Annotated in this window: 21 protein-coding genes; 9 read left to right on the top strand and 12 right to left on the bottom strand. The window is 59.0% G+C overall.

All coding sequences use genetic code 11. The features are described from left to right. Positions 1–19: 19 nt before the first annotated feature. The 4 genes from CUN63_RS30195 to antA form a co-directional block, all read right to left on the bottom strand. On the bottom strand, positions 20–1,180 hold the full coding sequence (locus tag CUN63_RS30195; RefSeq protein WP_129444801.1) for an ABC transporter substrate-binding protein: 1,161 nt from the start codon (positions 1,178–1,180) through the stop codon (positions 20–22). A 107-nt stretch (positions 1,181–1,287) separates the two neighbouring features. After that, positions 1,288–2,313, bottom strand: a complete 1,026-nt coding sequence (gene antC, locus CUN63_RS30190) for an anthranilate 1,2-dioxygenase electron transfer component AntC (protein ID WP_129444800.1) — start codon at positions 2,311–2,313, stop codon at positions 1,288–1,290. Positions 2,314–2,331: 18 nt separating this feature from the next. Further along, entirely contained in the window at positions 2,332–2,823 is a 492-nt protein-coding gene (gene antB, locus CUN63_RS30185; protein ID WP_129444799.1) for an anthranilate 1,2-dioxygenase small subunit, read from the bottom strand. A gap of 2 nt (positions 2,824–2,825) precedes the next feature. Further along, a complete protein-coding gene (gene antA / locus CUN63_RS30180; RefSeq protein ID WP_129444798.1) occupies positions 2,826–4,229 on the bottom strand; it encodes an anthranilate 1,2-dioxygenase large subunit in 1,404 nt (467 codons plus the stop codon). Positions 4,230–4,641: 412 nt separating this feature from the next. Between antA and CUN63_RS30175 the strand changes: the two genes are divergently transcribed. The 3 genes from CUN63_RS30175 to CUN63_RS30165 all read left to right on the top strand — a co-directional run bounded on the left by CUN63_RS30175 (position 4,642) and on the right by CUN63_RS30165 (position 8,301). Next, positions 4,642–5,898, top strand: a complete 1,257-nt coding sequence (locus tag CUN63_RS30175; RefSeq protein ID WP_129444797.1) for an OprD family porin — start codon at positions 4,642–4,644, stop codon at positions 5,896–5,898. Between the two features lie 363 nt (positions 5,899–6,261). After that, the gene (locus CUN63_RS30170; RefSeq protein WP_178082687.1) at positions 6,262–7,275 is read left to right on the top strand and encodes an AraC family transcriptional regulator; all 1,014 of its coding nucleotides are present in this window, start codon (positions 6,262–6,264) and stop codon (positions 7,273–7,275) included. Positions 7,276–7,278: 3 nt separating this feature from the next. Continuing rightward, entirely contained in the window at positions 7,279–8,301 is a 1,023-nt protein-coding gene (locus CUN63_RS30165; RefSeq protein ID WP_218570138.1) for an AraC family transcriptional regulator, read from the top strand. Between the two features lie 54 nt (positions 8,302–8,355). Here the strand turns inward: CUN63_RS30165 and CUN63_RS30160 are convergent, their stop codons facing one another. The 6 genes from CUN63_RS30160 to CUN63_RS30135 form a co-directional block, all read right to left on the bottom strand. After that, positions 8,356–9,591: a dienelactone hydrolase family protein gene (locus CUN63_RS30160; protein WP_129444796.1), complete on the bottom strand. Its 1,236-nt coding sequence runs from the start codon at positions 9,589–9,591 to the stop codon at positions 8,356–8,358. Positions 9,592–9,659: 68 nt separating this feature from the next. Next, positions 9,660–10,472, bottom strand: a complete 813-nt coding sequence (locus CUN63_RS30155; protein ID WP_129444795.1) for an SDR family oxidoreductase — start codon at positions 10,470–10,472, stop codon at positions 9,660–9,662. Beyond that, positions 10,469–11,062 carry a cysteine hydrolase family protein gene (locus CUN63_RS30150; RefSeq protein WP_129444794.1) on the bottom strand — a complete coding sequence of 198 codons (594 nt, stop codon included), beginning with the start codon at positions 11,060–11,062 and terminating at the stop codon, positions 10,469–10,471. The genes CUN63_RS30155 and CUN63_RS30150 overlap by 4 nt, the downstream gene beginning before the upstream one ends. Beyond that, positions 11,062–11,595, bottom strand: coding sequence for an aromatic-ring-hydroxylating dioxygenase subunit beta (locus CUN63_RS30145; RefSeq protein WP_129444793.1), 534 nt, complete (start codon positions 11,593–11,595; stop codon positions 11,062–11,064). The genes CUN63_RS30150 and CUN63_RS30145 overlap by 1 nt, the downstream gene beginning before the upstream one ends. Next, on the bottom strand, positions 11,585–12,916 hold the full coding sequence (locus CUN63_RS30140) for an aromatic ring-hydroxylating dioxygenase subunit alpha (protein WP_109633064.1): 1,332 nt from the start codon (positions 12,914–12,916) through the stop codon (positions 11,585–11,587). The genes CUN63_RS30145 and CUN63_RS30140 overlap by 11 nt, the downstream gene beginning before the upstream one ends. Positions 12,917–12,966: 50 nt before the next feature. Continuing rightward, positions 12,967–13,911, bottom strand: coding sequence for a PDR/VanB family oxidoreductase (locus tag CUN63_RS30135; RefSeq protein WP_129444792.1), 945 nt, complete (start codon positions 13,909–13,911; stop codon positions 12,967–12,969). A gap of 1,068 nt (positions 13,912–14,979) precedes the next feature. On the opposite strand from CUN63_RS30135, the gene CUN63_RS30130 reads away from it, so the two are divergent. Together CUN63_RS30130 and CUN63_RS30125 are read left to right on the top strand one after the other, a co-directional pair. Further along, positions 14,980–16,260, top strand: coding sequence for a serine/threonine transporter (locus tag CUN63_RS30130; RefSeq protein WP_033054568.1), 1,281 nt, complete (start codon positions 14,980–14,982; stop codon positions 16,258–16,260). Positions 16,261–16,633: 373 nt separating this feature from the next. Next, positions 16,634–18,283 carry a SulP family inorganic anion transporter gene (locus CUN63_RS30125; protein WP_129444791.1) on the top strand — a complete coding sequence of 550 codons (1,650 nt, stop codon included), beginning with the start codon at positions 16,634–16,636 and terminating at the stop codon, positions 18,281–18,283. 199 nt (positions 18,284–18,482) lie between these two features. Here CUN63_RS30125 and acnB read toward each other — a convergent pair whose 3' ends face one another. Next, positions 18,483–21,092: a bifunctional aconitate hydratase 2/2-methylisocitrate dehydratase gene (acnB, locus tag CUN63_RS30120; RefSeq protein WP_129445190.1), complete on the bottom strand. Its 2,610-nt coding sequence runs from the start codon at positions 21,090–21,092 to the stop codon at positions 18,483–18,485. Between the two features lie 408 nt (positions 21,093–21,500). Between acnB and CUN63_RS30115 the strand changes: the two genes are divergently transcribed. After that, positions 21,501–21,971, top strand: coding sequence for a DUF1289 domain-containing protein (locus tag CUN63_RS30115; RefSeq protein WP_033054572.1), 471 nt, complete (start codon positions 21,501–21,503; stop codon positions 21,969–21,971). 93 nt (positions 21,972–22,064) lie between these two features. On the opposite strand, the gene CUN63_RS30110 is transcribed toward CUN63_RS30115, so the two are convergent. Further along, complete coding sequence (locus CUN63_RS30110; RefSeq protein WP_129444790.1) at positions 22,065–22,928, bottom strand: universal stress protein; 864 nt, start codon at positions 22,926–22,928, stop codon at positions 22,065–22,067. Between the two features lie 159 nt (positions 22,929–23,087). Between CUN63_RS30110 and CUN63_RS30105 the strand changes: the two genes are divergently transcribed. From CUN63_RS30105 to CUN63_RS30095, 3 genes are all read left to right on the top strand, one after another. Next, a complete protein-coding gene (locus tag CUN63_RS30105) occupies positions 23,088–23,696 on the top strand; it encodes a tRNA-(ms[2]io[6]A)-hydroxylase (protein WP_129444789.1) in 609 nt (202 codons plus the stop codon). 245 nt (positions 23,697–23,941) lie between these two features. Beyond that, the gene (locus CUN63_RS30100; protein ID WP_129445189.1) at positions 23,942–24,649 is read left to right on the top strand and encodes a winged helix-turn-helix domain-containing protein; all 708 of its coding nucleotides are present in this window, start codon (positions 23,942–23,944) and stop codon (positions 24,647–24,649) included. Further along, positions 24,650–25,936 carry an ATP-binding protein gene (locus CUN63_RS30095; RefSeq protein ID WP_129444788.1) on the top strand — a complete coding sequence of 429 codons (1,287 nt, stop codon included), beginning with the start codon at positions 24,650–24,652 and terminating at the stop codon, positions 25,934–25,936. The last annotated feature ends 55 nt before the right edge of the window (positions 25,937–25,991 follow it).

The following is a 25,991-nucleotide window of genomic DNA, read 5'->3' as shown; positions in this document are numbered from 1 at the left end:
ACGAGACCGAAAGGTCGGATCACAGGGCGCATTCGGCGGCGAAGCTGTCCACTTGCGATTTGGCGATAGTCTGCACCGGCACCTGAATCAGCTTGCCGTTGGCATCGGCTTCTATGCGCAGCAAGTACCAGTCGATGACCGCATGCTGGTTTTTGCCGAAAGCGAAATCGCCACGGATCGAGTTGAACTTGACGTTGCGCAGTGCGTTTCGAAAGGCTTCGGGGTCTTTCATGTTGCCGCCCACACTCTTCAGTGCTGCACCGATCAGACGCGCCGTGTCATAGGTCTGAGCGGCATATACCGTTGGCACGCGCTTGTATTTTTCGCTGAACGCTTTGACGAACGCCTGGTTGGCCGGGTTGTTCGATCCAGGGTTCCACAAGGTCACGATGTTCATGCCTTTGGCGACATCGCCGGTGGCGGCGAGCATGCGTTCGTCCATGGAGAACACAGGCACTACCATCGGGATGGTTTTGCTCAGGCCCGAGCTGCCGTATTGCTTGGCGAAGTTGATGCCTGCACCGCCGGGGTGGAACTCGAAAATCGCATCCGGCGCCAGCGAACGCACCCGGGCCAGTTCGACCGAGAAATCCAGTTGGTTGAGCTTGGTGTAGATCTCGGTGACCTCACCTTTGTACGTGCGCTTGAAGCCTTCCAGCGCATCGCGTCCGCCCTGGTAGTTGGGGGCCAGGATGACCATCTTTTTGTAGCCCAGCTCATTGGCCGCGACACCGGCCATCTCATGGATCGTGTCGTTCTGGTACGAGGCCACGAAGTAGTTGGGTTTGCACTGCTTGCCGGCCAGGCTCGAAGGGCCGGTGTTGTTGCTGATGTAGAAACCGTCCTTGGTCGCCGTGTTGACCACCGCCGCCAGCACATTGGAAAAAATTACGCCGGTGTACAGCGAAATGCCGTCCAGGCTCATCCGGTCGATGATCTGCTTGGCGCGCGCCGGTTGCAGTCCGTCGTCCTCAACCAGCAGGTTTACGGGCACACCGCCGAGTTTTCCGTCCTCCTGATCGATGGCCAGCTGGAAGCCATCGCGGGAGTCTTCGCCCAGATAACCGGCGGGGGTTGAGAGGGTGGTGATAAAACCGATGCGCACCGGGTCTTGGGCTTGGACCAGCAGACTGGTCACGCAGCTGGCCGCCAGCAGTGTACCCACGAGTAGTTTTTTCATAGTGCCGCCTTTAATGAAGTCCGCATCGCGCGTGACGTAGTTGTTAGTTGAGGGCAGTAAAAAAAATCCGGGTGCCTGGAAATTTGTTTTGGCTGTGGGTTCCAGTGTCAGGTGTTGCTTTCGGTGAATTTCTCGTAGTACAGGCGCGTCTGGTCCAGCGCTTGGCCAGCCAGCCATTGCTTGATCGACTCGACCATCGGCGGTGGGCCGCAGAGGTACATGTCCAGGTCCTGATCACGAAACTCGGCGAGGTCGAAATGCTCGGTGATGTAGCCGCGTTTTCCCCTCCAGTCCGGGGATGGATCGCTGATGACCGGGGTGAAGCGAAAACCGGGAATACGCTCTGCGTAGGCTGCGATGCGCGCGGTTTCGCAAAGGTCGGCGGCGTTACGCACGCCGTAGTACAGATGCACCGGATGCCCGCACCCACCACGCTCCGCGAGTTCATCGAGCATGCCCAGGAACGCCGAGAGCCCGGTGCCGCCGGCGACAAACACTAACGGCTTGTCGACGTGGCGCAGGTAAAAGGCACCGAGGGGGGCTTCCAGCATGATCTCGTCGCCGATCAGGCTGCGCTCGCGGATGTAATTGCTCATCAGCCCGTCAGGCAGCAGCCGGATCAGGAACTGCAACTGGTTGCTGCCATTGGGGCGGTTGGCGAATGAGTAGGAGCGCTGGCCGTCTGTGCCCGGCACTTGCAGTCGAGCGTACTGGCCGGGCAAAAAGTCCAGTTGCTGGCCATCGGCTCCGGCGTCCAGATGCAGGATCGCGGTATTTGGCGATACCTGCTCGACGGCCCGCACGATGCCCTTGAGCCGCTCCGGGCCCGGCGCATTGCACAGGCTGGAGGCGAAGTCGAAGTAGAACGCTGCATCGGATTGGACGCGGGTCTGGCAGGTCAGCATTTTGCGCTGGCGCAGGTCGTCGGCCGACAGCGCTTCATCGTCGACATAGTCCTGACTGTACTGGCCCGACTCGCAGCGTCCCTGACATGTCCCGCACACGCCTTCCCGGCAGTCGAGCGGGATATTGATGCCGTTGCGCAGCGCCGCATCGAGCAGGATTTCATTGTTCTGCACCGGGAAGAACAAGGTTTTGCCATCGGCAAAACTGAACGCGACCTTGTGACTCATAATCCAGATTTCCGCCAGTCAGAGGTGATAAAAATCGAGCACCGAGTTGATCGTGTCGTTGAGTAGCACCACATGCTTGCGGCTGATCTTCCAGCTCTCGCCATCGGGCCGCAGGCGGTAGGTGGCGCGACCGAAGAACTGCTCGGCGGTTTGCAAGCGGTAGTAGAGGGTGTGCCAGCTGACCCGCACCTCCAGCTCATCGTTGTCCAGTGGCGCAATCCTCACATTGCTGATCAGGTGCAGGGTGCGCGGCATCGGAATGGTCGATGCAGCCTTGCCGGTGCGAATACGGAACACCCGGTCTTCGAGGCCGCCACGGTTGGGGTAGTAAATCAGCGACATGCCTTTTTTCGGGTCGGTGGTGTAGACATGCTCCGAGTCCCATTGCGGCAGGTGGAACTCGCTGTCGTCGCTGAACATCGACAAGTACGTATCCCAGTCCTGGGCGTCGCAGGCTTCAGCGTTGCGGTAGAAAAATTGCTCGATGCGGTATTGCAGTTGCGAATTCATGTTCACACCTCACGCAGTTTCAACGGTTGCTCTTCGGCGGCTTTGCGCGCCAGACCTTCGAGCATGAAGCGCTGCCAGTTGCCATGTTGATTGACGTAGAGGCCTTCATGGGTGAACTCGGTGCCGGTCAGCGCCGGTGAGATGCCAATGGTTTCGCTGTTGGGCGTCGCCCCCTCGACCCATTTGCCCACGCCACGGGAAATGTCGCTCCAGCGCTCCAGACGTGCCTGGAAACCGCGCTGGGCTTCGCGAAATTCCACCAGGTCGTCAGGGGTGCCCATGCCGGACACGTTGAAGAAGTCTTCGAACTGACGAATGCGGTTTTCCCGATCGGCATCCGACTCGCCGACCACGCCCAGGCAGAAGCTGTTGATCTCGGTCTTGTTCCAGGCGATCGGACGAATAATGCGCAGCTGCGAGCTGATCTGGTCGAGGAAGAACATGCTCGGGTAGATGTTCAGGTTGCGCAGCCGGTGCATCATCCATTCGGCCTTGCCCTGACCGTACTCCTCGAGCAGGCGCGGCATGATTGTGTTGTAACCGGGACGTACTGCCGGGTTGGGCATATCGCTGAACAGCACGCTGTGGCCGTTGTGGAAGGCAAACCAGCCGTCGTCGGTTTCCTTGTCGCCAGCGCCGAGCTTGCTGTAATCCAGGGTGTCAGCCCCGGCCAGGCCTTTCTCGGTATTGACCTGCTGGCGATGCTGCACGGTGGCCACGTAGTTGTAGTGCACGGTGCTGACGTGATAACCGTCCAGACCGTTTTCGTTCTGCAGTTTCCAGTTGCCGTCGTAGGTGTAGGCGGACTTGCCCGGCAGCACTTCCAGTTCACCGGTGGGCGACTGGGCGACCATCATGTCGAAGAACACCTTGGCGTCGCCGAGGAAGTCTTGCAGCGAGTCAGTGCCTTCTACATTGAGGCTGACAAACACAAACCCTTTGTAGCTTTCGATGCGGGCTTTTTTCAGGCCTCGGGTGGCTTTGTCGAAGCCTTCCGGATATTCACCTGGCGCCTTGACCTTGACCAGGCGACCATCGCTTTTGTAACACCATGCATGGAACGGGCAGGTGAAGGTGGACTGGTTGCCCTTGCCGACGCGGGTCAGGGTTGTGCCCCGGTGCTGGCAGGCGTTGATCAGTGCGTTGAGTTGGCCGTCGCCGTCGCGGGTGATGATCATCGGCTGACGCCCGGCGCGCATGGTCATGAAATCATGCTTGTTGGCGATTTCGCTTTCGTGGCAGGCGTAGATCCAGTTTTTCTCGAAGATCAGTTCCATTTCCAGATCAAACAAATCTGGCTCGGTAAACATATCCCGGGCAATTCGGAAGATGCCTTCCGCTGGCCGGAAGTCCAGGCAGCCTTCAATAAAACTTTTCCACTGTTCGACGCTTTTGGCACTGCTCATTAATCGATACCTCGTTGCATCGGGATAATTCGTGCGTTCAATAAGTTGCTCGTGTCTGCATTAAATAAGTTGCCCGCGTCGGGGTCTATCCGCTTAGTCGGCAAACACAGTCCATAAAATTGGCCAGCGTGCGTTGGCTCATACATAGCTGGCTGGGAGCGGTAGGGCGAACGAGGAGAGATTGATAAATCGAAGTAAGCGGATATGAGTCTCGAATTAACAGGATAGAGACTCTGGCGCCAATGCTGCCTAATCGTTCTCGATGCGTATCGGCTGTCTCGCCGGATCGACATCAACCATAACGACTCATGCTGAATATTTTAATAAAGAAACAACTGCCAACTATTGGAGTGATCACTTTGGTCGCGCCGCTACTTGATGTGTTCGCACATTAAATAAGAGGGGATAAGTTATGTTTCAAGCGAGTTGGTTTACCTGTTGCGTGCAGACGGCCAGCCTGGCCGGAATAATTACACCGATGATGGCCCAGGCGGATTTCGTTGAGGACAGCCATTTGGCGCTGGGCTTGCGCAACTTTTATATCGATCGCGACTTCAAGGGCGAAAACCCGAAGAATTCCCGCGTCGGCAGCTGGACCCAGGGCTTCGACCTGCGCTTCATCTCGGGCTACACCGAGGGGCCGCTGCAGTTTGGCCTGGATGCTTCGATGCAGTACGCCTACCGGCTCGACGGCGGTGGTGGCAGGGGGCCTGACAGCATCATTCCCTATAGCGTCAGCAAGCAAGAGCAAGCGACCGACTATGGCCGTGGCGGCTACACTGCGAAGGTGCGCCATTCCAAAACCGAGTTGAAATACGGTGAGCATCGGCCAACGCTGCCGGTGGCCTACACCGACGATTCGCGGCAACTGGTCACCACGTATCACGGCACCCTGATCGAGTCCAAGGAGGTGGACAAGCTGACGCTGACGGGCGGGCGCTTGACCGAAATCAGCGGTCGCGAATCCTCCAACAGCGAAAAAATGTACTTGTTCAACGGGCCTGACGTACAACGCCGCAGCGACGGTTTGAACTTTGGCGGTGCCAGCTACGCGTTCACGCCGGCGCTGACCGGGACCTATTTCTACGGTCAGTTGGAAGACATCTATCGCCAGCATTATCTGGGTGCAACCTACCTGGCAGACCTGGGCGGCGGTTACGCTTTGAAAACCGATTTGCGTTATTTCAACAACAAGGAAGATGGCGACGCCCTGTACGGTCGCATCGATAACCGCTCCTATGGCGCCATGACCACCGTGCGCAAAGGTGCACACTCCTTTGGCCTGGGTTATCAGCGGATGCTCGGCGACAGCACGTTCCCGACCCTGAATGGTTACGCGCCGCAGCCTTACCTGGTGAACTGGTCCGCCATCGCTTTCGTCAAACCCAACGAAAAATCCTGGCAGGCACGCTATGACTTCGATTTCGCTGGTGTGGGTGTGCCGGGTTTGAAGCTGATGACGCGTTACATGCGCGGCACCGACATCGATCGCGGCGCCCTCAGCGACAACAGCGAATCGGAGCGAAATATCTACCTGTCCTACGTGGTTCAGGAAGGCCCGCTGAAGAACCTTGGCGTCGAACTGCGCAACATCAACGTCAAGTTCCGACACGGTAATGACTTCGACGAAAACCGCCTTATCACCACCTACACCTGGAAATTCTGGTAAGCGATCAGCCCCACCCGAGCAAGACTTCGGGCTTCTGCGCTTCAACAATTCCAGGGGGTAACACCTGCCTGCTCATCTGGGCAGGTAATACCCAATCACGCCTGGTGTTCAATGCATGCCTATTGTGCCGACCGGTGGGCGTCTGCTCTTTTTTGCAGCGCCATACCTGTGTTTACGGCGTGAGAAGGGCGTTCAGGGGCATGGACGGTCCTGGCGATGCACTGTCCCTATCCGATTATTCGGTGAATGTTATCCGTGTATTTCGGCCGGCCCTCGGAGGTAGGCACGCGGCATGAAGATTGCTCTTTCAAACAGAGGCGTGCCGTTAGAGCGCGTTCATAAAACAGCCGTGGGTGCCCCGTGATGAGTACAAGTCCTGATGTACATGTTCGTGACATTCGTATCGAGCGTTATGACCTCAATGGTGCGCGGCAGTGGATGGCCGGGATCTGTGGGCCGCATCTGCTCAAGACCAGCCATCCCAATCGCATTCAGTTCCATCACAGCGGCAATGTACTCAAATCTATGTCCACCACGCTGGGGATGATCGAGTACGGCACCGACGTCACGGTCGGCATCGAAGACGCCGAACACCTGAGCAGCTACAGCCTCAGTCTGCCCCTCGTCGGTGAACAGCACTTGAGCAAGAGCGGCTGTCAGGTAACGTCTGATCGGGACTGCGCAATCATCGTGTCGCCTCACGAAAACCAGGAACTGACGATCAACGGTGATTGCCGCAAGATCCAGGTCGTCATAACCCGCGCGGCCATGCGCAAATCCCTTGAAGACATGTTGCAGCGACCCTTGGAAACCCCCTTGCGTTTCGAACCGGTGATGGACGCCGTCAACGGTTCTTCTGCCTCCTGGTGGCGCATGGCGCGCTACTTTATCGGCGAACTGGAGCGCAGCCGCGAGCTGTATGACCAGACGTTTTTCACACGCGACATCGAGAGTTCGCTGATCAAGGGGTTGATCCTCGCCCAGCCGAATAACTACTCCGAAGAGTTGCGCGATGTGCTCGGCGTCAAGTTGCCGCACTACCTGATTCGCGCCAAGCAGTACATCCACGAAAATGCCCGCGAAGCGCTGCACCTGGAAGACATTGAGGCGATTTCCGGTGTGTCGCGGTTCAAGCTGTTCGAAGGTTTCAAGAAATACTTCGGCATGTCGCCGATGGCGTATCTGAAGAAGCACCGGCTGGGTGCTGTGCGCCAGGAAATCCTCGAGGACAATTCGGCGCGCAACATTTCGGTGATCGCCATGGGGTGGGGATTCACCCACTTGGGACGGTTCTCCAGCGAGTATCGCAAGCTGTTCGATGAAACCCCGAGCACTACCCTGCAACGTAACGAAGCTCGCCGAAACCGGTCGCTTTGAGCCATGGCTGGGCTATCGGTTCACCCTATGCCAGGCGCTGGCACGGGGCTTGATCTGTCGAGGTTGTGCCAGACACCGGTCTTTACCAGCCGCTCGCGGCAAGAAAGTCATCGGCTGCTCGCCCGTGAGTTGGTCGAACACGATCTGAGTTGGCGCAGCGGCAATGTCGACACGGCGTTTTTTCGCGCTGAAGTGGGGCGTTGCCAATTGTTTGTCCTGCGTTATGGCGCCGAGGTTGAGGTACGGCCACGGCCTTTTACCGATTTCGTCTTGATGCAGATGCCTTTGCGCGGGCGGGCGAGTATCGAGTGCGACGGGCTGGAGCTGGAGCTGGAGGCGGGTCAGGTGGCCGTGCTTTCGCCCAATCGACAGGCGCGACTGGTCTGGCACAGTGGCTGCGAACAGTTGCTGCTCAAGGTGCCGCGCTCATTGTTGAGGCTGATGCAGGAACGGCTGGTGGACGAAGGCGGGCTGGCCGCCGATTTCAGCTTGCCACCCGCGTACCGGCTCGACACCGGTCAGGCGCGTGGCTGGTTGCGTTTGGTCGATGATTTGCTTGAGCAACTGGGGGCCAGCGCGGGCGAGCCGGTGCATGCGCACTGGTTGCGACATCTGGAAGAAAGCCTGCCGCTGTTCCTGCTGACCCATCCACCGAAAGTCGACGGGTCGCCGATGGCGGTCGTTGAGTCGCCGGCACAGCGCCAGGCCTTGCGGCAGTTGCATAAGATCGAAGACTTGATGCGCAGTCGTCTGGGTGACGCACTATCCTTGGGCGAACTGGCAGCTGCGGCGGGGATGAGCGAGCGCAGCCTCAACACCCTGTGCCAGCGCTGTTACGGACAAACGCCCATGGAGCGGTTGCGCAACCTGCGGCTTGAAGCGGTGCGTGATCGTTTGCTCGGTCGTTGCGACGTGAGCATTACCGAAGTCGCCCTGGAACATGGCTTTGGCCATCTCGGGCGTTTCGCCCGTTATTACCGTGAACGCTTTGGCGAACTCCCGCATCAGACGGCTGCCATCAGATAATCAAACGCTGCCCCTTGTAGGAGCAAGCTCGCTCCTACAAGGGGCAGTGTTCGATTACTGTTCGGTGCTGTCCGCCCATTTGCCCATTAGCGTATTGGACGGCCGTTGTTCGTCGAGCAGTTTCTTCGCCGTTTCGATACCGGCCACGGGCAGCCCGGTGGGGTCGAGCAGGCCGACCTGCACCAGAACGCTGGCCTGGTCCCAATAAATGTGTTCGTGACACAGCTTGTCACCACGGAACTTGATGACCCCGAGCATCGGTATTTCGACGTATTGACCAGTCGGTGCGACGTTGGGCAGCATCCAGTCGATTTCGCTGGTGTGGGTGAAACACATCACGAACTCGTCGACGATTTGCGAGGCGCCAACAGTGCGAGAGATGGGCACCAGCTTCATGTCCGGCGGATTGGCATGGACAAAATGGTTCTGATAGAAACGGCTCAATTCGCGGTAGCCCACGCCACCAGTCATGGTCGGAATGTGGTTGACGTAAGGTTCGGCAACCATGGTCGCCATGGTCGCCGGGACATCGCGAACGGCAAACTCGAATTCGATGTGCTTTTCCCACAGCTCGGACAGGTTGTAATTCGGGCCGATTGCCTGCTTGAGCGCTGCGATGCTGCGCTGATGGGCCATCAACGCGGCTGGCTTGTTATAGTGCATGCCACCGTTGCGGGCGAAGGCATGGTCGACGTCGGGGTAGGTGTAAATCTCGACGTTGTTGTGGCTGCCCAGGCGCTGACTGATCTGCAGGCGGGCATTGGCATCGCAGTAGCCATCCTGTTCGGCGAAGTGCAGCACCAGGCGGCCTTTGATGTTGTCGGCTTCGTCGAGCAACTGTTCAATGCCCATGCCGTAATAGCCCACCGAGCAGGCGGCGTCGGTTCTCGTCGCCGTCAGGTAGGCCAGCTTGCCGCCCATGCAGAAACCCACATAGCCGAAACCGACGTCCTCGACTTCGGGCAAATCGCTGAGTGCCTTGAAACTGGCGTCGATGTCATCGACAGCCTTGTCCACGTCCATGCGCTGAAACAGCTCGATGGCACGGGCGAAGTCGGCTTCGGTGTAGCCCAGTTCTACGCCCGGTTCCAGTCGCCAGAACAGGTCCGGCACAAGGGCTACATACCCTTCCTCGGCGTAAAAATCGGCCACTTCGTGCATGTTGGCGTTGATGCCGAAAATTTCCTGGCCGATTACCACGCCGGGGCCCTTGCCGCTGGCGGGTAGCGCCAGGTAACCGGTGAAGCTGCCGCTGCCGTCGCTGGCTTTTACGGTGATCATCTTGCCCATGGTGTTACCTCGTTATCGACTCATCATCAGGTTTTATTGGCGTTGTTCAATGGGAGCTGTCGAGCGATTCAGGCCGGGTCACGCAAACGCTCGAACCACACGCGGGGCGAGAGGCCCTGATCGGGGCCGAGGATCGAGAAACCGCCGTCCACCGGAATGTCCACCCCGGTAATCCAGGACGCGCCATGGCTGCACAGAAAGGCGACCACCTGGCCAATCTCCTCGCCGCGCCCGACGCGCCCAAGCGGGTGAAAGGTAGCCCCTACACGGTCGGCCACTGCAAGGTCGCCGCCGCTCAGGTTCGCCACCGATGGCGACCAGGTCCAGGCCGGCGAGACGCTGATGACCCGGATCGAAGCCGGTGCCAGGCTCACCGCAAGGTTTCGGGTCAGCTGCAGCAATCCGGCCTTGGACGCCGGGTACAGGGCTCGCCCGGCCGCGCCGAACTTACCGCCGGTGCTTCCGATGTTGATCACCGTGCCGCCTTCATTCATGTGTGGCGTGGCTTTCTGTACGAAAATTGCCGCCGACACCAGGTTGATGTTGAGGGTGTTCAACCATTGCTCGCGGTCTGACTGTAGCCCCTGATCGTCGTAGACACAGGCGTTATTGACCAGAATGTCGAGACGGCCGAAGGCGGCCAGCGTTGTGTCGATACAGTCGTCGATATCCTCGTCCAGTTCGACATTGCAGGCGACAAAGCGACACCGCTCACCCAACTCACTGGCCAGTGCCGCCCCGGTGTCACGGTTGCGGCCGACCAGCATGACGCTGGCGCCGGCGTTTAACAGTTGACGAGCAATGTCAGTACCCAGGCCCTGGGTGCTGCCCGTGACAATCGCCACCTGACCTTGCAGGTTGGCAGTAGGAATGGACTTCATGGCATTGACTCCAGAGAGCTTGCGACATCCGTGACAGTGGCGATAAACCGCATGCTGTCCAGCGCCGCCAGATGAGTCGCGGGGCGGGCGGCGGCGCAGGCGTCGGCGAGCACCGTGACCTCGAAACCGCAATCGACGGCATGCCGTACCGTGCTTTCCACCACCGAGTGGGTGGCGACGCCGGCGATCAGCAACTGTCGCGTTTCGAGCTGACGCAACAGGGTGTCCAGCGGTGTGCCGTAAAACGCGTTGATGCGGGTATGAGTGACGACGAACTCGTCCGGGCCTTCCAGCGGTTGCAACGCGTCATGGAACTGCGCGCCCCAAGTGCCTTCCTGGACGGCACCACTGGCCGCGACGGCACGCAGGATCGGCGCGTTCTGTACCAGGTCGGCATAGTCCGGGCGATACGCCACGCGCACATGAATGATCGGCCAGCCCCGTGCGCGGGCACCTTGCTGCAGCCTGATGGCGGCGTCCAGCACGGCGTCACGTGCCGGATCATCGGCTGCGAGCCCGACCCGGATGCGGCCGTCAGGATGCAAGACGTCATTCTGATAATGCAGGGCCAATACGGTCGGGCGCCCCATCAGACAAAGACCTCAAGGTTGGCGAACACATCGTTGCAGTTGATCAGGTCAACCCGTTTGAGCTGGATTTTCCAGCCGCCGCTGTCCTGACTGGCCAGCTTGTAGGTGTAGCGCCCGGCCAACTGGCGTTGTTCAAGACGCCATTCGCTGACCTGGAACGTCGCGCTCACCACCAGCAGCCCTTGGCTGTCGAGTCCTTCGACCATCACATTGCCCACCAGATGAGCCGTGCGGGTCGGTGGTTGCTGCGACCAGTTGCGTATGTTCTCTACCCGGCGGATGCGCACTTCGCGCAGCATGCGGTTTTCCCAGAACAGCGAAATGTGCTCGAAAGGGTCGGCCTGCCCATGCAGGTGCGGCACCCAGTACATGCCCGCATCGGTAAACAGTTGGTCCCACTCCCAGAAGCGGCGCTCATCCAGCAGGCGTGCTTCGCGATAGAGGAACTGCTCGATCTCGCGCAAGGTTTCGTTGGGTACCTGGGCCGGGATCAGGGCGTGAGTCGAGACGTCGAAGGTGCGATCAAGCAGCATGGGTGCTCTCCTTGGCGATCAGGGTGGCGGTCATGTAGTGCTTCCAGGCGGCGAACTGGTTACGCATCGGCAGCTCGCTGGTGCCATTGGTCGAGACCGCGCCATCGGGCAGCAAGCGGTCGGTGCCGACATAACGATGCATGCTGATCCATTCACCGCCACGGGTCATGTTGCCCTCCTGACAGCGGGCATAAACTTCGACGTCGTCGGGCATGACGTTGGAGGAGGGCGAGTTGATGACGTTGGCGTACGTCAGCGCCCGGTCAAATACGGCATCCGGAGCGCCTTTGCAGCGGAACGTCTGGATTTCCACCAGGGTGCGGTCGACGGCCATCGGCCGGATCACCCGGAACTGCATGAACACGGTGTGGGGCGAGCCGCTGCCGTAGATCACGGTGTTGTGGCGATTCATCCCCATGATGCCTCGGGCGCGTTCTTCGCCATAGGCATCGCTCAGGCATTCGAAGTGGGCCTTGGACACTTCGTCGCGCTCGGCCGCCGCCGGGTCGAAGATCGCTTCCATGTAACCATGTCCATTGTTGTAGGCGCGCAGTTCGAGCTTCTCCCAGAAATCGTAAGGCTCGCCGTTGCCGTCCATGATCAGCAGTTCGAATGGCATTTCTCCCAAGGATTCGGCCTCGCTGCGGGCCGCGTCCACCGAGGACTCATGCGTGACGCGAGCGTGCATGGTGTCGTGGAGGTTTTCGTAGAAGACTTTCCAGTTGGAACGCTGCATGACCCGAAAAATACCGCCGGCCACTTCGACTTCACCCACTGGCGAGCGATCGCAGAGGTTGTCGATGGAAGTGATCACGCCGCCGAGAAAGCTTTTCAGGTCTGGACCATGATCGATCTGGCTGGCGAACACGAAGCCCCGATAGCTGTCGACCCGCGCCAGGCTCACCATTGAAAAGTCCGGGTGCCGGGGGTTGAAGCAGGTGCCTTCGAAGCCGTTCTTCAACGGTGCCGAAAGGTGCTGGCCGTCCAGTTTGAAGGTCCAGGCGTGGTAAGGGCAGCGGAAGAACTTGCCGACGTTGCCGTCGCCTTCGGCCACCAGCTTGGCGCCTTTGTGCGGGCAACGGTTGTAGAGCACATTGACGTTTTTATCAGCACCGCGAACCAAAATCACGTCCTGATCGCCGATGCGTGTGGTGTGGTAGTCACCGACGTTTTTGACCTGGCTTTCATGGCCGACGTAGATCCATGCCTGACCATAGATTCGCTGCATTTCCAGATCAAACAGTTGAGGGTCGGTGTAGACGCTTTTGTGCACGCTGTCGTCGCGGATCAGTGCCGCGATCTGTTCGTTCGAGGGAATCATGATGTCTCCTTTTAACCAGCCATAAAGAGGTGCGTGGTACAGCAACGCACTTACAAATCGAGCACCAGGCGAGCGCTGGAGGCGCGGGATACACAGGTGCAGAAGCTGCCGTCAGCCCGTTCGCGCTCCGACAGACAAATATCGCGGTGGTCAGCGGCGCCTTCGAGCACTTGGGCCACGCACACCCCACAGTCACCCCGACGGCAATCGAACATCGGGTCCAGATCGGCTTCTATCATTGCGTCCAGCACGCTTTTGCCCGCGGCCACCTGAAGCGTTATTCCACTGCTGCGCAGCTCCACCTCAAAACCGGCTTCGGTCTCGGTGCCGAGGCTGCCGATGAACAATTCGCTGTGCAGTTGGCTGTCGTCCCAGCCCAGTGCGCGAGCCGTTTGCAGCACGTTGCTGATCAATGACTTGGGGCCGCACACATAAAGCTGACGTCCGCTGATGGGCGAGTCCAGCAGGCTGTTCAGGGGCAGGCGCCGCGCCGGGTCGCCGCCGCTGATCCAGCATCGGGCGGTGCCGAGCGCCTGGACCTCTTCCAGATACGCCATGCGGTCTGCGTCGCGACCGGCATAGTGCAAAGTGAATGGCTGCTGACTGGCCGCGAGCGAGCGGGCCATGCCAAGCATTGGGGTGATGCCTATCCCTCCCGCGATCAGCAGGTAGTCACTGGCATTTGCCACCAATGGAAAATGGTTGTTGGGCGCACGTACCATCAGTTGCTGACCGACTTGCACCTCGTGCATCCAGCGCGAACCACCGCTGCTCTGGTCCTCCAGCTGCACCGCGATCTCGTAGTGAGGGTGCTCAGGCAGGCTGACCAGCGAGTAAGCACGCCACATGGGTTTACTGCCTGGTATCAGCACTTCGATATGAGCACCCGGGGTGAAACCGGGCAGGGTGTGGCCGGCGTCAGCGACCAGGATCAGGCGACGAATGTGAGGCGTGAGCAGGTCGATCCTTTCGATACGCAAAGACAGGCTGGGCATGCACGATTCCTGAACGGGGCGAGCGCTGCTCGCCGTTGAAGTCGTACACACTGTAGGGAGGGGGGCTGGTGTGAAAAAAGCCGATATCGGCAAGTCGATAGCCGCATTTTGCGTAAGTACGCGGGACTGGGCGTCAGGCAGTGAGCCAATCGTACGTGGGTGTCATTGGCGGTGATGGGGCAATTCATGAGTGCAGCGGCGTTCACCGGGAGTGGATACTGCACGGAGCAATCCGCGGCACTGTGCAAGGCAATGCGGGACGGGTATTCAGTTCAGTCGATGCTGGTGATCTGGATAAAAGGCTCGTCATTCGCCTGCACGCTCGTAGCGCTTTTTTAGGCTAGTAAGCGCTCGGCGCGCGCCCATAGCTCTGTATGTTCAACGGCCATGAAATGGACTCCCCCTACTTTTCCCCCCACAAAAAAGTCGGCTCTGGATGGACGTTACTGGACTCCCGTAGAGCAGAACACCGCTGGAGCTCAAGTAAATACTAGCTTAGAAAAATCCAGAGTGAAATTTTGGAAGCTTTCAAGAAGTATGAAAAAAGGAGATGGGGTGCTAGGGGTCGAGTGTTCGAATCACTCCGCCCCGACCATATTATTCAATAGGTTACGAGATTTTATCTCGCGCCCCCTTTTTATTTTTGGCGGGTTTTTACCCCTACAAAACGACTGGCTCTGGGTGGAATCTTCGGCTGTGATACCAAGGTCGGAATTTGCCCCGTGGGCTTTGGTCCCAGCTTAATAAGTGAGTTGACGACGGTTTTTGGGTTCATTCCTATCGCACGTTGCCGGCGCTATTGGCCGATAGCTACCGGTCGCGACAGGGCCCCAAAGACTGTTCAATGATCGTGAAAAAAGTCCAAATAATTTTGAAAACCTATGAACATCCATTTAATAAACGGTGCCAATGGATCTGATCCGCACAACCACTCCTCAGCTAAGTCTTTGCTTCTGCTCATTAATCCCGGACAATCGCGCCCCTGTTTCGGCCAGGGCGCTGCCTGTCGGATTTTTCCGACTCGTCCTGACCGGGTAGCAACTGACCGGAATGCGGAGATCCCACCGGATGAATGATCAGGCCAATAGCGTCGACGAACGCTATGTATCGGCGGCACCAGCGACGCTTGAGAGCTGGAATCGCCATGACACCACCTGGATGCTGGGCCTGTTTGGCACGGCCATTGGGGCTGGCACGCTGTTTTTGCCGATCAACGCGGGTCTGGGCGGCTTCTGGCCGTTGCTGGTCCTGGCGGTGTTGGCGTTCCCCATGACGTTTTACGCACACCGTGGCCTGACACGTTTTGTGTTGTCCGGACGCGAAGGCGCGGACATCACTGAAGTCGTGGAAGAGCACTTCGGGATCAAGGCTGGCGCGCTGATCACCTTGCTGTACTTCTTCGCGATCTTCCCGATCCTGTTGATCTACAGTGTGGCCCTGACCAACACCGTGGGCAGTTTTCTCGAGCATCAACTGCACATCATGCCGCCACCGCGCGCCGTGCTGTCGTTGGTGCTGATCCTCGGCTTGTTGGCGGTGGTTCGTTGCGGCGAGCAGGCGATCGTCAAGGCCATGAGCCTGATGGTTTATCCGTTCATTGTTGCGTTGCTGTTCCTCGCGGTGTTCCTGATTCCCCACTGGAACGGCGGCATTCTCGCCACCGCGTCGACGCTGCCAGAACCGTCGGCACTGCTGCACACGCTGTGGCTGGCGATTCCGGTGATGGTGTTCTCGTTCAACCATTCACCGATCATCTCGGCGTTCGCGGTGGACCAGAAGCGTCGTTATGGCGATCACGCCGAAGAGCGCAGTTCGCAGATCCTGTCCCGCGCCCACGCCTTGATGGTGGTGATGGTGCTGTTCTTCGTGTTCAGTTGCGTGCTGACCCTGTCGCCAGCGCAATTGGCTGAAGCCAAGGCGCAGAACCTGTCGATCCTGTCGTACCTGGCCAACCACTTCAGCAACCCGACCATCGCCTTCGCGGCGCCGTTGATTGCGTTCGTGGCCATTTCCAAATCGTTCCTGGGTCATTACATCGGCGCCAGCGAAGGTCTTAAAGGTCTGATCGTGAAGAGTGGCAAGCGCCCGGCACCGAAGACTCTGGATCGCATGACTGCCGCCTTCATGCTGGTGGTCTGCTGGATCGTTGCCACGCTGAACCCGAGCATTCTCGGGATGATCGAAACCCTCGGTGGCCCGATCATCGCCGCGATCCTGTTCCTGATGCCGATGTACGCGATCCGCAAGGTTCCGGCCATGGCGCGTTATCGCGGTCAGGCTTCCAACGTCTTCGTTACGGCGGTGGGCCTGGTGGCAATTTCGGCGTTGATCTACTCGCTGACTGCCTGAGTTTGAATCACCACTGATGTTTCTGTGGGGGCTGTGAGTCCGCTATCGTCGGAACGCCGCCCGGAGCAAGCTCGCTCCCACAGGTTCTGCGCGGTCCGTGTGGGAGCGAGCTTGCTCGCGATTGGGGCCGCGCGGTCCTCGGGTAAGCAAAGCAGTGAGTCCCACATTTGCTCAGGCATAAAAAAACGCCGCTCATCATCACGATGGGCGGCGTTTTTTTATGCGTTGAAAATGCTCAACACCTGACCCAGAGCCGACATTCCGTGCGCTTAGCGATTAAGCTTGAGGTTGCATAAACGCGTCATAGAGCGTTTGCCGAGGACTTTTCCCGGCCAGTCTATTTTTCTCTGGAGACGCTTCATGGCTCAGGCGCATCGGCGCATCGGCGCAACCCCGTGCCGATAGGCCCAACCGTTGGCTGGATGTGTTGGCCGGGTTGTCGATCGCCGGTTTGTTGTTACCCGAGGCGGTCGCCTATTCAAGTATCGCCGCGTTACCGCCCCAGGCCGGCGTGATTGCGTTATTTACCGGTCTGCTGTGTTACGGGCTGTTCGGCACCAGCCGTTTTGCCATCGTTTCTGCGACGTCGTCTTCGGCGGCGGTACTAGCCGCCGCCACAGCCACTTTGGCCAATGGTGACTCGGGCCTGCGCATGACGCTGGCGATCGGTCTGGTGCTGGTGACGGGTGGGTTTTTCCTGCTGGCCGGGTTGTTCAAACTCGGCAGCGTGACGTCTTTTATTGCCAAACCGGTGCTGCGAGGCTTTGCCTTCGGTCTGGCAGTGACGATCATCCTCAAGCAAGTAGCGAGCATCGTTGACGTGCACTTGAGCAATGGCAACCTGATCCGTTTCCTGGCGCAACTGCTTGAGCAGTTGCCGCAGTGGAACCGGGTCGGCGCGCTCGTGGCGGCCGTGTCCTTGCTGGTGCTGTGGCTGTGCACGCGGGTCAGGCGTTTGCCAGGAGGTTTACTGGTGGTGGCGCTTGGCATCGCGGCCGGTCAATGGCTGAACTTGCCCGCTTATGGGGTGAAACTGATTGGCGTGATCGACTTGAGCCTGGAGGTGCCGCGCCTTCCTGTGCTGCCGTTTACCGACTGGCTGCGCCTGGGCGAATTGGCGTTTGCCATGGTGATGATTCTGTACGCCGAGTCTTACGGATCGATCACCTCGTTTGCGCTCAAGCACGGCGACCGTGTGTCCTCGAACCGCGATCTGCTGGCACTCGGTGCAGCCAATGTGCTGTCGGGCCTGTTCCATGGCATGCCGGCGGGCGCCGGTTACTCTGCGACGTCGGCCAATGAGGCGGCTGGTGCTGGATCGCGTCTGACGGGCGCGGTAGCAGCGGGGGTGGTGTTGCTCATCGTCTTGACGGTGTTGCCCTGGATTGCCCTGACCCCCGAGCCGGTACTGGCGGCCATCGTCATTCATGCATTGGCACGCGGCTTGAGCCTGCAGCCATTGGGCCGGTATTTCGTCTGGCGTCGCGATCGGCTACTGGTGATTTGCGCGGTGGCGGCGGTGCTGGTGCTGGGTGTGTTGGACGGCTTGTTGGTGGCGGTGGTGATCAGCGTGGTGCTGATGTTGAAACAGATGTCATCGGCGGATATTCAGGTGCTGGGCCAAATGGGCGGCGGCCATGATTTTGTCGACGTGCAACGCCATCCCCAGGCTAGCGAGATCCCCGGAGTGTTGATCGTCAGGCCGAGCGAGGCGCTGTTTTTTGCAAACGTGGAGCGCATTCTGGGCGGTGCATTGCGCCTGGCCCGGCATGCATCGCCACCGATTCATACGATCATTCTCAGTCTGGAGGAGTCTCCAAACCTCGATGGCACCAGCATCGAGGCGCTGGAAGCGTTTTTTATGCAAGTGCGGGCGCTGGATAAGTTGTTGATCCTGGCACGGCTCAAGCACGAGGCCAAAGCGGTTCTCGCGCTGTTACCGACGCAGGAACTGGAGCAGGTGATTCTCAGCGGCTTGAGCGTCGACGGTGCCGTGCAACAAGCACTCAAGTCGTCCGCATAACCTGTGGGAGCGAGCTTGGTCCGGGCGGCGTTCCGACGATGGCGGTGTGTCAGTCAACATTGATATTGAATGTACTACCGCCATCGTCGGAACGCCGCCCGGACCAAGCTCGCTCCCACAGGGGTTAGGGCAAAACATACGTGCATAAAAAAACGCCGCTCATCTCACGATGGGCGGCGTTTTTTATTGCGTTGCAGCGTTAGGCTTGAACGACCGGGATGTTGGCGTTCGCAGCAGCTTCACGGAACTCGGCGATCTGGTCGAAGGACAGGTAGCGGTAAACATCGGCCGCCATGCTGTCGATCTTGCCAGCGTATTCCATGTACTCCTCGACGGTCGGCAGGCGACCCAGGATGGAAGCAACAGACGCCAGCTCGGCCGAAGCCAGGTAGACGTTCGCGCCGTCACCCAGACGGTTCGGGAAGTTACGGGTCGACGTCGACACAACAGTCGAGTTCGGCTCTACACGTGCCTGGTTACCCATGCACAGCGAGCAGCCCGGCATTTCCATGCGAGCGCCGGCCTTGCCGTAGATGCCGTAGTAGCCTTCTTCGGTCAGCTGGTGAGCGTCCATTTTGGTCGGCGGCGACAGCCACAGACGGGTTGGAAGCTGACCTTTGACCTGTTCCAGCAACTTGCCGGCAGCGCGGAAGTGACCGATGTTGGTCATGCACGAACCGATGAACACTTCGTCGATCTTCTCGCCAGCAACGCTGGACAGCAGACGGGCGTCGTCCGGATCGTTTGGCGCGCAGAGCACAGGCTCTTTGATGTCGGCCAGGTCGATTTCGATGATTTCAGCGTATTCGGCGTCAGCATCGGCAACCATCAACTCAGGGTTGGCGATCCAGGCTTCCATCGCTTGAGCGCGACGTTCCAGGGTACGTGCATCGCCGTAGCCTTCGCCGATCATCCAGCGCAGCAGGGTGACGTTGGAGCTCAGGTACTCGGTGATCGACTCTTTCGACAGCTTGATGGTACAACCGGCAGCCGAACGTTCGGCCGAGGCGTCGGACAGCTCGAAAGCTTGCTCGATGCTCAGGTTGTCCAGGCCTTCGATTTCCAGGATGCGGCCGGAGAAGGCGTTCTTCTTGCCTTTCTTCTCGACGGTCAGCAGGCCAGCCTGAATCGCGAAGTAAGGAATGGCGTGAACCAGGTCACGCAGGGTGACGCCCGGTTGCATTTTGCCTTTGAAACGCACCAGGATCGATTCCGGCATGTCCAGCGGCATAACGCCAGTGGCTGCGGCAAACGCTACCAGACCGGAACCGGCCGGGAACGAAATGCCCATCGGGAAACGGGTGTGGGAGTCACCACCGGTACCGACGGTGTCCGGCAGCAGCATACGGTTCAGCCAGCTGTGGATGATGCCGTCGCCCGGACGCAGGGAAACGCCGCCGCGGGTCATGATGAAGTCTGGCAGGGTGTGGTGGGTGGTCACGTCGATCGGCTTAGGGTAAGCCGCGGTGTGGCAGAAGGACTGCATCACCAGATCGGTCGAGAAGCCCAGGCACGCCAGGTCTTTCAGTTCGTCACGGGTCATCGGACCGGTGGTGTCCTGAGAGCCGACGGTGGTCATTTTCGGTTCGCAGTAAGTACCTGGACGAACGCCTTTGCCTTCTGGCAGGCCACAAGCCTTGCCGACCATTTTCTGTGCCAGGGTGAAGCCCTTGCCGGTGTCGACAGGTGCTTCAGGCAGTTTGAACAGGTCGGTAGGGCCCAGGCCCAATTCGGCACGGGCCTTGTCGGTCAGGCCGCGGCCGATGATCAACGGGATACGGCCGCCAGCACGAACTTCGTCCAACAGCACCGGGGTCTTCATTTCGAAGGTGGTCAGGACTTCGTCAGTGCCGTGTTTGCAGACTTTGCCAGCATGCGGGTACAGGTCGATCACGTCGCCCATGTGCATGTTGGTGACGTCGAATTCGATTGGCAGTGCGCCAGCATCTTCCATGGTGTTGTAGAAGATTGGAGCGATCTTGTTGCCGAAGCAGAAACCGCCAGCACGCTTGTTCGGGATGAACGGAACGTCGTCGCCGAAGAACCACAGCACCGAGTTGGTGGCGGATTTACGCGAAGAACCGGTACCGACCACGTCGCCGACGTAGGCGATCGGGAAGCCTTGACCGCGCATTTCTTCGATCTGCTTCATCGGACCGGTGACGCCCTGGGCGTCAGGCACGATGCCTTCACGGGCCATTTTCAGCATGGCGAGGGCGTGCAGCGGGATGTCCGGGCGGGACCAGGCGTCCGGAGCAGGGGACAGGTCGTCGGTGTTGGTTTCGCCGGTGACCTTGAACACGCGCAGGCTGATCTTGTCGGCCAGGACAGGGCGGTTTTTGAACCACTCGCCGTCAGCCCAGGATTGCAGCACGCCTTTGGCGTGAACGTTGCCGTTCTTGGCTTTTTCAGCGACGTCGTGGAAAGCGTCGAACATCAGCAGGGTGTGCTTGAGTTCTTCGGCAGCGACTGGCGCCAGTTCGGCGTCGTCCAGCAGATTAACCAGAGTCACGATGTTGTAGCCGCCCTGCATGGTGCCGAGCAGTTCAACAGCGCGTTTCTTGTCGATCAGAGGGGATTTTGCTTCGCCTTTAGCGAGGGCAGACAGGAAACCGGCCTTTACATAGGCTGCTTCGTCCACACCTGGCGGAATGCGATTGGTGATCAGGTCAACGAGGAAGGCTTCTTCGCCAGCCGGGGGATTTTTCAGCAGCTCGACCAGGCCTGCAGTTTGTTCGGCGTTAAGCGGCTGGGGAACGATACCCAGTGCTGCACGCTCTTCGATATGTTTGCGGTAGGCTTCAAGCACAGTTATTACCCTCATCAGTGGTCCCAAATGGGTGTCCGGGACGCTCATCCCGAAATTGCCGTACTCATGCGCTGCGTGGCGTTGTGGGCCACTTAGCCAGAATTACCGACAATTCCTTACAGAAGCTGCTTTCAAAGTTTTACGCCTGCAGAACGGGGAGCTGATGAGGGTTGGCGTTGGGCTTTTCCCCGCTGGAAAAACCCTTCGCCAACACCGCTCTGAAGGAACGACTGTGCTCGTGACGCTTTGAAAACAGCTTCTAACGGACATTGGCGCCTTAAAAGGCTGGCTGATTCTACGGCAAAAAAAAATTAAAGGTAAGTTAGACCCTCAAGATTGAGGGGTGATCAATGTTAGACAAAGGGCTAACATGCCGACCTGTTCTGCTTTCCCGTGCTCTCCCAACCTATGCCCAATCAGACCATCAAGACCCCCTGCGTCGGCCTCTGCTCCACTGTTTACGGTGATTTGGTGTGCCGTGGCTGCAAGCGTTTCCACCATGAAGTGATCAACTGGAATGGTTACAACGAGGAGGAGAAACGCGCGGTGTGGCTGCGTCTTGAGCTGCTGCTGTCCCAGGTGATGGCCAGCAAGCTTGAAGTTTTCGATCCACAGCGTCTTCGACTGCAGCTGGAGCAGCGCAAGATCCGCTTTGTGCCGCATCAGTCGGAATATTGCTGGGCCTATCAGTTGATCGCCCGGGGCGCGCGGGTCATCAACAACCTTGAAGCGTATGGAATGGTGCTGATGCCAGAGTTTCGCGACTGGAACCTGCCGGAACTGCGAGACGCCATTGATCGGGAGTTCTTTTTACTCTCCGAGGCGCATTACCAGCGCTACATTGCACCTGGCTTTCTCAGGGATGCCTTCGGCGGCTGATTTTTAAAGTCAAAGATCGCAGCCTTCGGCAGCTCCTACAGAGGGATGCGATTCATGTAGGAGCTGCCGAAGGCTGCGATCTTTTGATCTTGCTTAATGCTGGGTCACGATCTCCTCCAGATGATCCATGATCGTATCCGGCTTCAGCACCAGCACATCGCTCTCCACCGCATCCAGTACCACCTCCGCCGTATTCCCGATCAACGCCCCTGACAAACCCGATCGTGCGACAGTGCCAATCACCGTCACCGCCGCCTGCAGCTTGTGAACTATGAACGGAATCAACACATCCGCCGGACCTTCCTCGATATGCAGGTGCTCGTCATCGATATCGAACTCGGCCTGAAACGCCTTGCACTGTTCGCGATAGCGCGCCTCGATGGTTTCGCTGAGTTGCAACGTCGGGTCGGCCGCCGACAGCATCGGCGACGGATGGGCACTGACCACGTGCAAATGGGCCTTGGCCAGGCTGGCGATGTCGTAACCGTGATCGACAATGCAAGAGTGCAAGGTGCGGTGTTCACCATCGGTACTACCGACGTCGATCGCCGCCAGAATGACGCCGCCAGTCCAGGGTTTCGAGGTTTTGACCAGCAGCACCGGCGTCGGGCAGTAACGCAGCAGTTTCCAGTCCGCCGGGGTCAGCAGGGCTTTTTTCAGCGGACTGTCGGGGTAATGCTGCTTGACCACCAGTCCGCAGCCTTCAGCTTGCTGCACATCGACAATGGTTTCGTGCAGGCTTTCGTTCCAGGCCTGCTCGGTGGTGACGCTGTAGCCGTCCTCGATCAGCGCGGCCTTGAGCACACCCAACATGCCGCTGTGGTCATGCTTGCGGTCGCAGACCAGCAGATGCAGATGAGCCTGGGTCACGCCGGCAATCAGCTTGGCCCGTTTGAGCGCCAGGCTTTCCGAGTGTTCAGGTTCGAGGACCACCAGAATGCTGCGAATGGCTTGCATGATCGGGATCTCCATGAAGTAAAAAATACTGCGTTGGACAACTATAGTTGCTGCCCGGCCATTCGGGACTTGATGTATATCAACGGTCGCGACTGGTGGTCTGCCGGCAGGCCGGTATAATCGGCGCCCTTCGATTTGAACCTCTTATCCGTGAGCCCCATGATCCTTCCCGAAATTCACGAGTTCCTCGGCTGCCGCACCCCCGATGGCTGGGTTCAGGCCGCGCTGGCTGATCAGGAAACCCTGCTGATCGATCACAAAAGCTGTGAATTCAAGGCCGCCAGTACCGCGTTGAGCCTGATCGCCAAGTATCACTCCCACGTCGATCTGATCAACCTGATGTCGCGTCTGGCCCGGGAAGAACTGGTGCACCACGAACAGGTCATGCGCCTGATGAAAAAGCGCAAGATCGAGCTGCGTCAGCTGTCTGCCGGGCGCTACGCCTCGGGCCTGCGCAAAGTGGTGCGTAGCCACGAGCCGGTCAAACTGGTGGACACCCTGGTGGTCGGCGCCTTTATCGAAGCGCGTAGCTGCGAGCGTTTTGAAGCGCTGGTGCCGCATCTGGACGAAGAGCTGGGCAAGTTCTACTTTGGCCTGCTGAAAAGCGAGGCCCGGCATTTCCAGGGTTACCTGAAACTGGCCTACCAGTACGGTGACGCCAAGGACATCGCCCAGGTGATCGACAAGGTCCGCGCCGCCGAGCAGGAGCTGATCGAGTCGCCGGATGTGGAGTTTCGTTTCCACAGCGGTGTGCCAACCGCGGCGTGAAGATCAAAAGATCGCAGCCTCGTTTCACTCGACAGCTCCTACATTGGAGTGCATTTCCTGTAGGAGCTGTCGAGTGAAACGAGGCTGCGATCTTTTACGTCTGAATTGTTAAAAACTCTTAAAAGAATGAAACATCTCCGAAAACCGGCCCCCGTGGCCGGTTTTTGCTGCCTGCGATAACCGTCCGGTCACCGTTTGACGCCATAATGCCGGCCACTTCACACAAGGGTTGGCAGACGGGCGTTATGGATAACCTGGGTTTTGGCAAAGTACTGCTGGTGGAAGACGACGAAAAGCTCTCCGGGCTGATCGCGCATTTCCTGTCCCAACACGGTTTTGAGGTGCTGCAGGTGCATCGCGGCGACCTCGCATTGGCCGCGTTCCTCGAATTCAAACCGAAAGTCGTCGTGCTCGACCTGATGCTGCCGGGCCAGAGCGGTCTGCACGTGTGCCGCGAGATCCGCAGCGTATCCGACACGCCGATCGTCATTCTTACCGCCAAGGAAGATGACCTTGATCACATTCTCGGGCTGGAATCCGGCGCCGATGACTACGTGATCAAACCGATCAAACCGCCGGTTCTGCTGGCCCGGTTACGCGCCTTGCAACGCCGCCAGACGCCAGACAGTGGCGTGTGCAGCGCGCTGGAATTCGGCCATCTGAGCATCGACCGTAGCTGCCGGGAAGTGCGGCTGGCGGGTGAGGGCATCGAACTCACCACCATGGAGTTCGAACTGCTGTGGTTGCTGGCCAGCGCCGCCGGCAAGATTCTGTCCCGCGACGACATCCTCAACCGCATGCGCGGTATTGCCTTCGACGGTCTCAACCGCAGCGTTGACGTCTACATCAGCAAGCTCCGAGGCAAGCTCAAGGACAACCCTCGAGAACCGGTGTGCATCAAGACCGTCTGGGGCAAGGGTTACCTGTTCAATCCGTTTGCGTGGGAGTTGTAAATGCTGCGGTTATTTTTGGGGTTGTTTCTGGTGATGACGGTGGGCCTGGTGCTGGGGCTGCAAACCGTCGAGCGCACGTTCGATGCGCTGCTCGACGGTCAGATGCAGAGCTACAACCGAGAGGCGGTGCGTGGCCAGGCCTGGTCGCTGGCCGAGCAGTTGCACGGCCTGGACGGTTCGGCCCGGGAGCGACAACTGGAAGCGGTGCGCCCCCACTACGGCTTGGGCCTGACCCTGGTCGAGACCTATCAATTGTCCCTGACCGAGCAGGAGAAAGCCGAGTTGGCCCAGGGCCTGCTGGTGATTCGCGACAAATACACGCAGTTCATCTCGCGCATTGACGACGGTTCGCAACTGCTCAGCATCAAGCTGCCGGCCGAACCGAGCCTGATGCCGTTCTACATTGCCGCGGCCTATCTGATGATCGCGGTGATGATCGGTTTCGTGTTGCTTTTCTGGGTACGGCCGCACTGGCGCGATCTGGAAAAACTGCGTCTGGCGGCCGAGCGTTTTGGCGATAACGATCTGTCGTCGCGGATCCAGCTTTCCAAGCGCTCGAACATCCGCGACCTGGCCGAACACTTCAACCTGATGGCGGCGCGCATCGAAGGCCTGATTGCCAATCAGCGCGAGCTGACCAACGCGGTGTCCCATGAACTGCGTACGCCGATTGCCCGGCTGTCGTTCGAGCTTGACCAGCTCAAGCAGCAACCCGATCCAACCCAGAACCGTGAACTGATTGCTGACATGTACGCCGACCTCGGCGAACTGGAAGAGATGGTGTCCGAACTGCTCACCTATGCCAGCCTCGAGCGCGGCGCCACGGTGATCACTCGGGAAAACATTCAGGCCAGCAGTTGGCTCGACAGCGTGGTCGGCAGCGTCGCGCTGGAAGCCGAAGCCGCCGGCGTGCAATTGCTGATTGTCGAGTGTCAGGTCGATGAGGTCCGCATCGAGCCGCGTTTCATGGCCCGGGCGGTGATCAACCTGCTGCGCAATGCCATTCGTTATGCCGATGAGCGGGTGGAAGTGTCGTTGGTGCGCTCCGGTGATCACTACGAAGTGCGGGTCAACGACGACGGGCCGGGTGTGCCGATGGACGGGCGGGAGAAAATCTTCGAACCGTTCTCGCGCCTGGACGCCAGCCGCGACCGCCGCACTGGCGGCTTCGGCCTGGGCCTGGCGCTGGTGCGGCGGGTGTCGCAATCCCATGGCGGGCAAGTGGAAGTGGCAGACTCGCCGTGGGGCGGGGCGTCATTTCGCATGACCTGGGCACACCAGGATTAATTGTGTTGTTCTAACTGACGCCATCGCGAGCAAGCTCGCTCCCACATTTGAAATG

Source organism: Pseudomonas sp. ACM7, from assembly GCF_004136015.1.
In the GTDB taxonomy this organism is placed as follows: domain Bacteria; phylum Pseudomonadota; class Gammaproteobacteria; order Pseudomonadales; family Pseudomonadaceae; genus Aquipseudomonas; species Aquipseudomonas frigoris.
The sequence above is the reverse complement of the archived record's forward strand: the minus strand, read 5'-3'. Positions and strand labels throughout refer to the sequence as shown.

Coding starts and splice junctions, on each gene's coding strand:
- CUN63_RS30195 (WP_129444801.1), bottom strand. CDS start 1,180: ATGAAAAAACTACTCGTGGGTACACTGCTGGCGGCCAGCTGCGTGACC.
- antC (WP_129444800.1), bottom strand. CDS start 2,313: ATGAGTCACAAGGTCGCGTTCAGTTTTGCCGATGGCAAAACCTTGTTC.
- antB (WP_129444799.1), bottom strand. CDS start 2,823: ATGAATTCGCAACTGCAATACCGCATCGAGCAATTTTTCTACCGCAAC.
- antA (WP_129444798.1), bottom strand. CDS start 4,229: ATGAGCAGTGCCAAAAGCGTCGAACAGTGGAAAAGTTTTATTGAAGGC.
- CUN63_RS30175 (WP_129444797.1), top strand. CDS start 4,642: ATGTTTCAAGCGAGTTGGTTTACCTGTTGCGTGCAGACGGCCAGCCTG.
- CUN63_RS30170 (WP_178082687.1), top strand. CDS start 6,262: ATGAGTACAAGTCCTGATGTACATGTTCGTGACATTCGTATCGAGCGT.
- CUN63_RS30165 (WP_218570138.1), top strand. CDS start 7,279: ATGGCTGGGCTATCGGTTCACCCTATGCCAGGCGCTGGCACGGGGCTT.
- CUN63_RS30160 (WP_129444796.1), bottom strand. CDS start 9,591: ATGGGCAAGATGATCACCGTAAAAGCCAGCGACGGCAGCGGCAGCTTC.
- CUN63_RS30155 (WP_129444795.1), bottom strand. CDS start 10,472: ATGAAGTCCATTCCTACTGCCAACCTGCAAGGTCAGGTGGCGATTGTC.
- CUN63_RS30150 (WP_129444794.1), bottom strand. CDS start 11,062: ATGGGGCGCCCGACCGTATTGGCCCTGCATTATCAGAATGACGTCTTG.
- CUN63_RS30145 (WP_129444793.1), bottom strand. CDS start 11,595: ATGCTGCTTGATCGCACCTTCGACGTCTCGACTCACGCCCTGATCCCG.
- CUN63_RS30140 (WP_109633064.1), bottom strand. CDS start 12,916: ATGATTCCCTCGAACGAACAGATCGCGGCACTGATCCGCGACGACAGC.
- CUN63_RS30135 (WP_129444792.1), bottom strand. CDS start 13,911: ATGCCCAGCCTGTCTTTGCGTATCGAAAGGATCGACCTGCTCACGCCT.
- CUN63_RS30130 (WP_033054568.1), top strand. CDS start 14,980: ATGAATGATCAGGCCAATAGCGTCGACGAACGCTATGTATCGGCGGCA.
- CUN63_RS30115 (WP_033054572.1), top strand. CDS start 21,501: ATGCCCAATCAGACCATCAAGACCCCCTGCGTCGGCCTCTGCTCCACT.
- CUN63_RS30110 (WP_129444790.1), bottom strand. CDS start 22,928: ATGCAAGCCATTCGCAGCATTCTGGTGGTCCTCGAACCTGAACACTCG.
- CUN63_RS30105 (WP_129444789.1), top strand. CDS start 23,088: ATGATCCTTCCCGAAATTCACGAGTTCCTCGGCTGCCGCACCCCCGAT.
- CUN63_RS30100 (WP_129445189.1), top strand. CDS start 23,942: ATGGATAACCTGGGTTTTGGCAAAGTACTGCTGGTGGAAGACGACGAA.
- CUN63_RS30095 (WP_129444788.1), top strand. CDS start 24,650: ATGCTGCGGTTATTTTTGGGGTTGTTTCTGGTGATGACGGTGGGCCTG.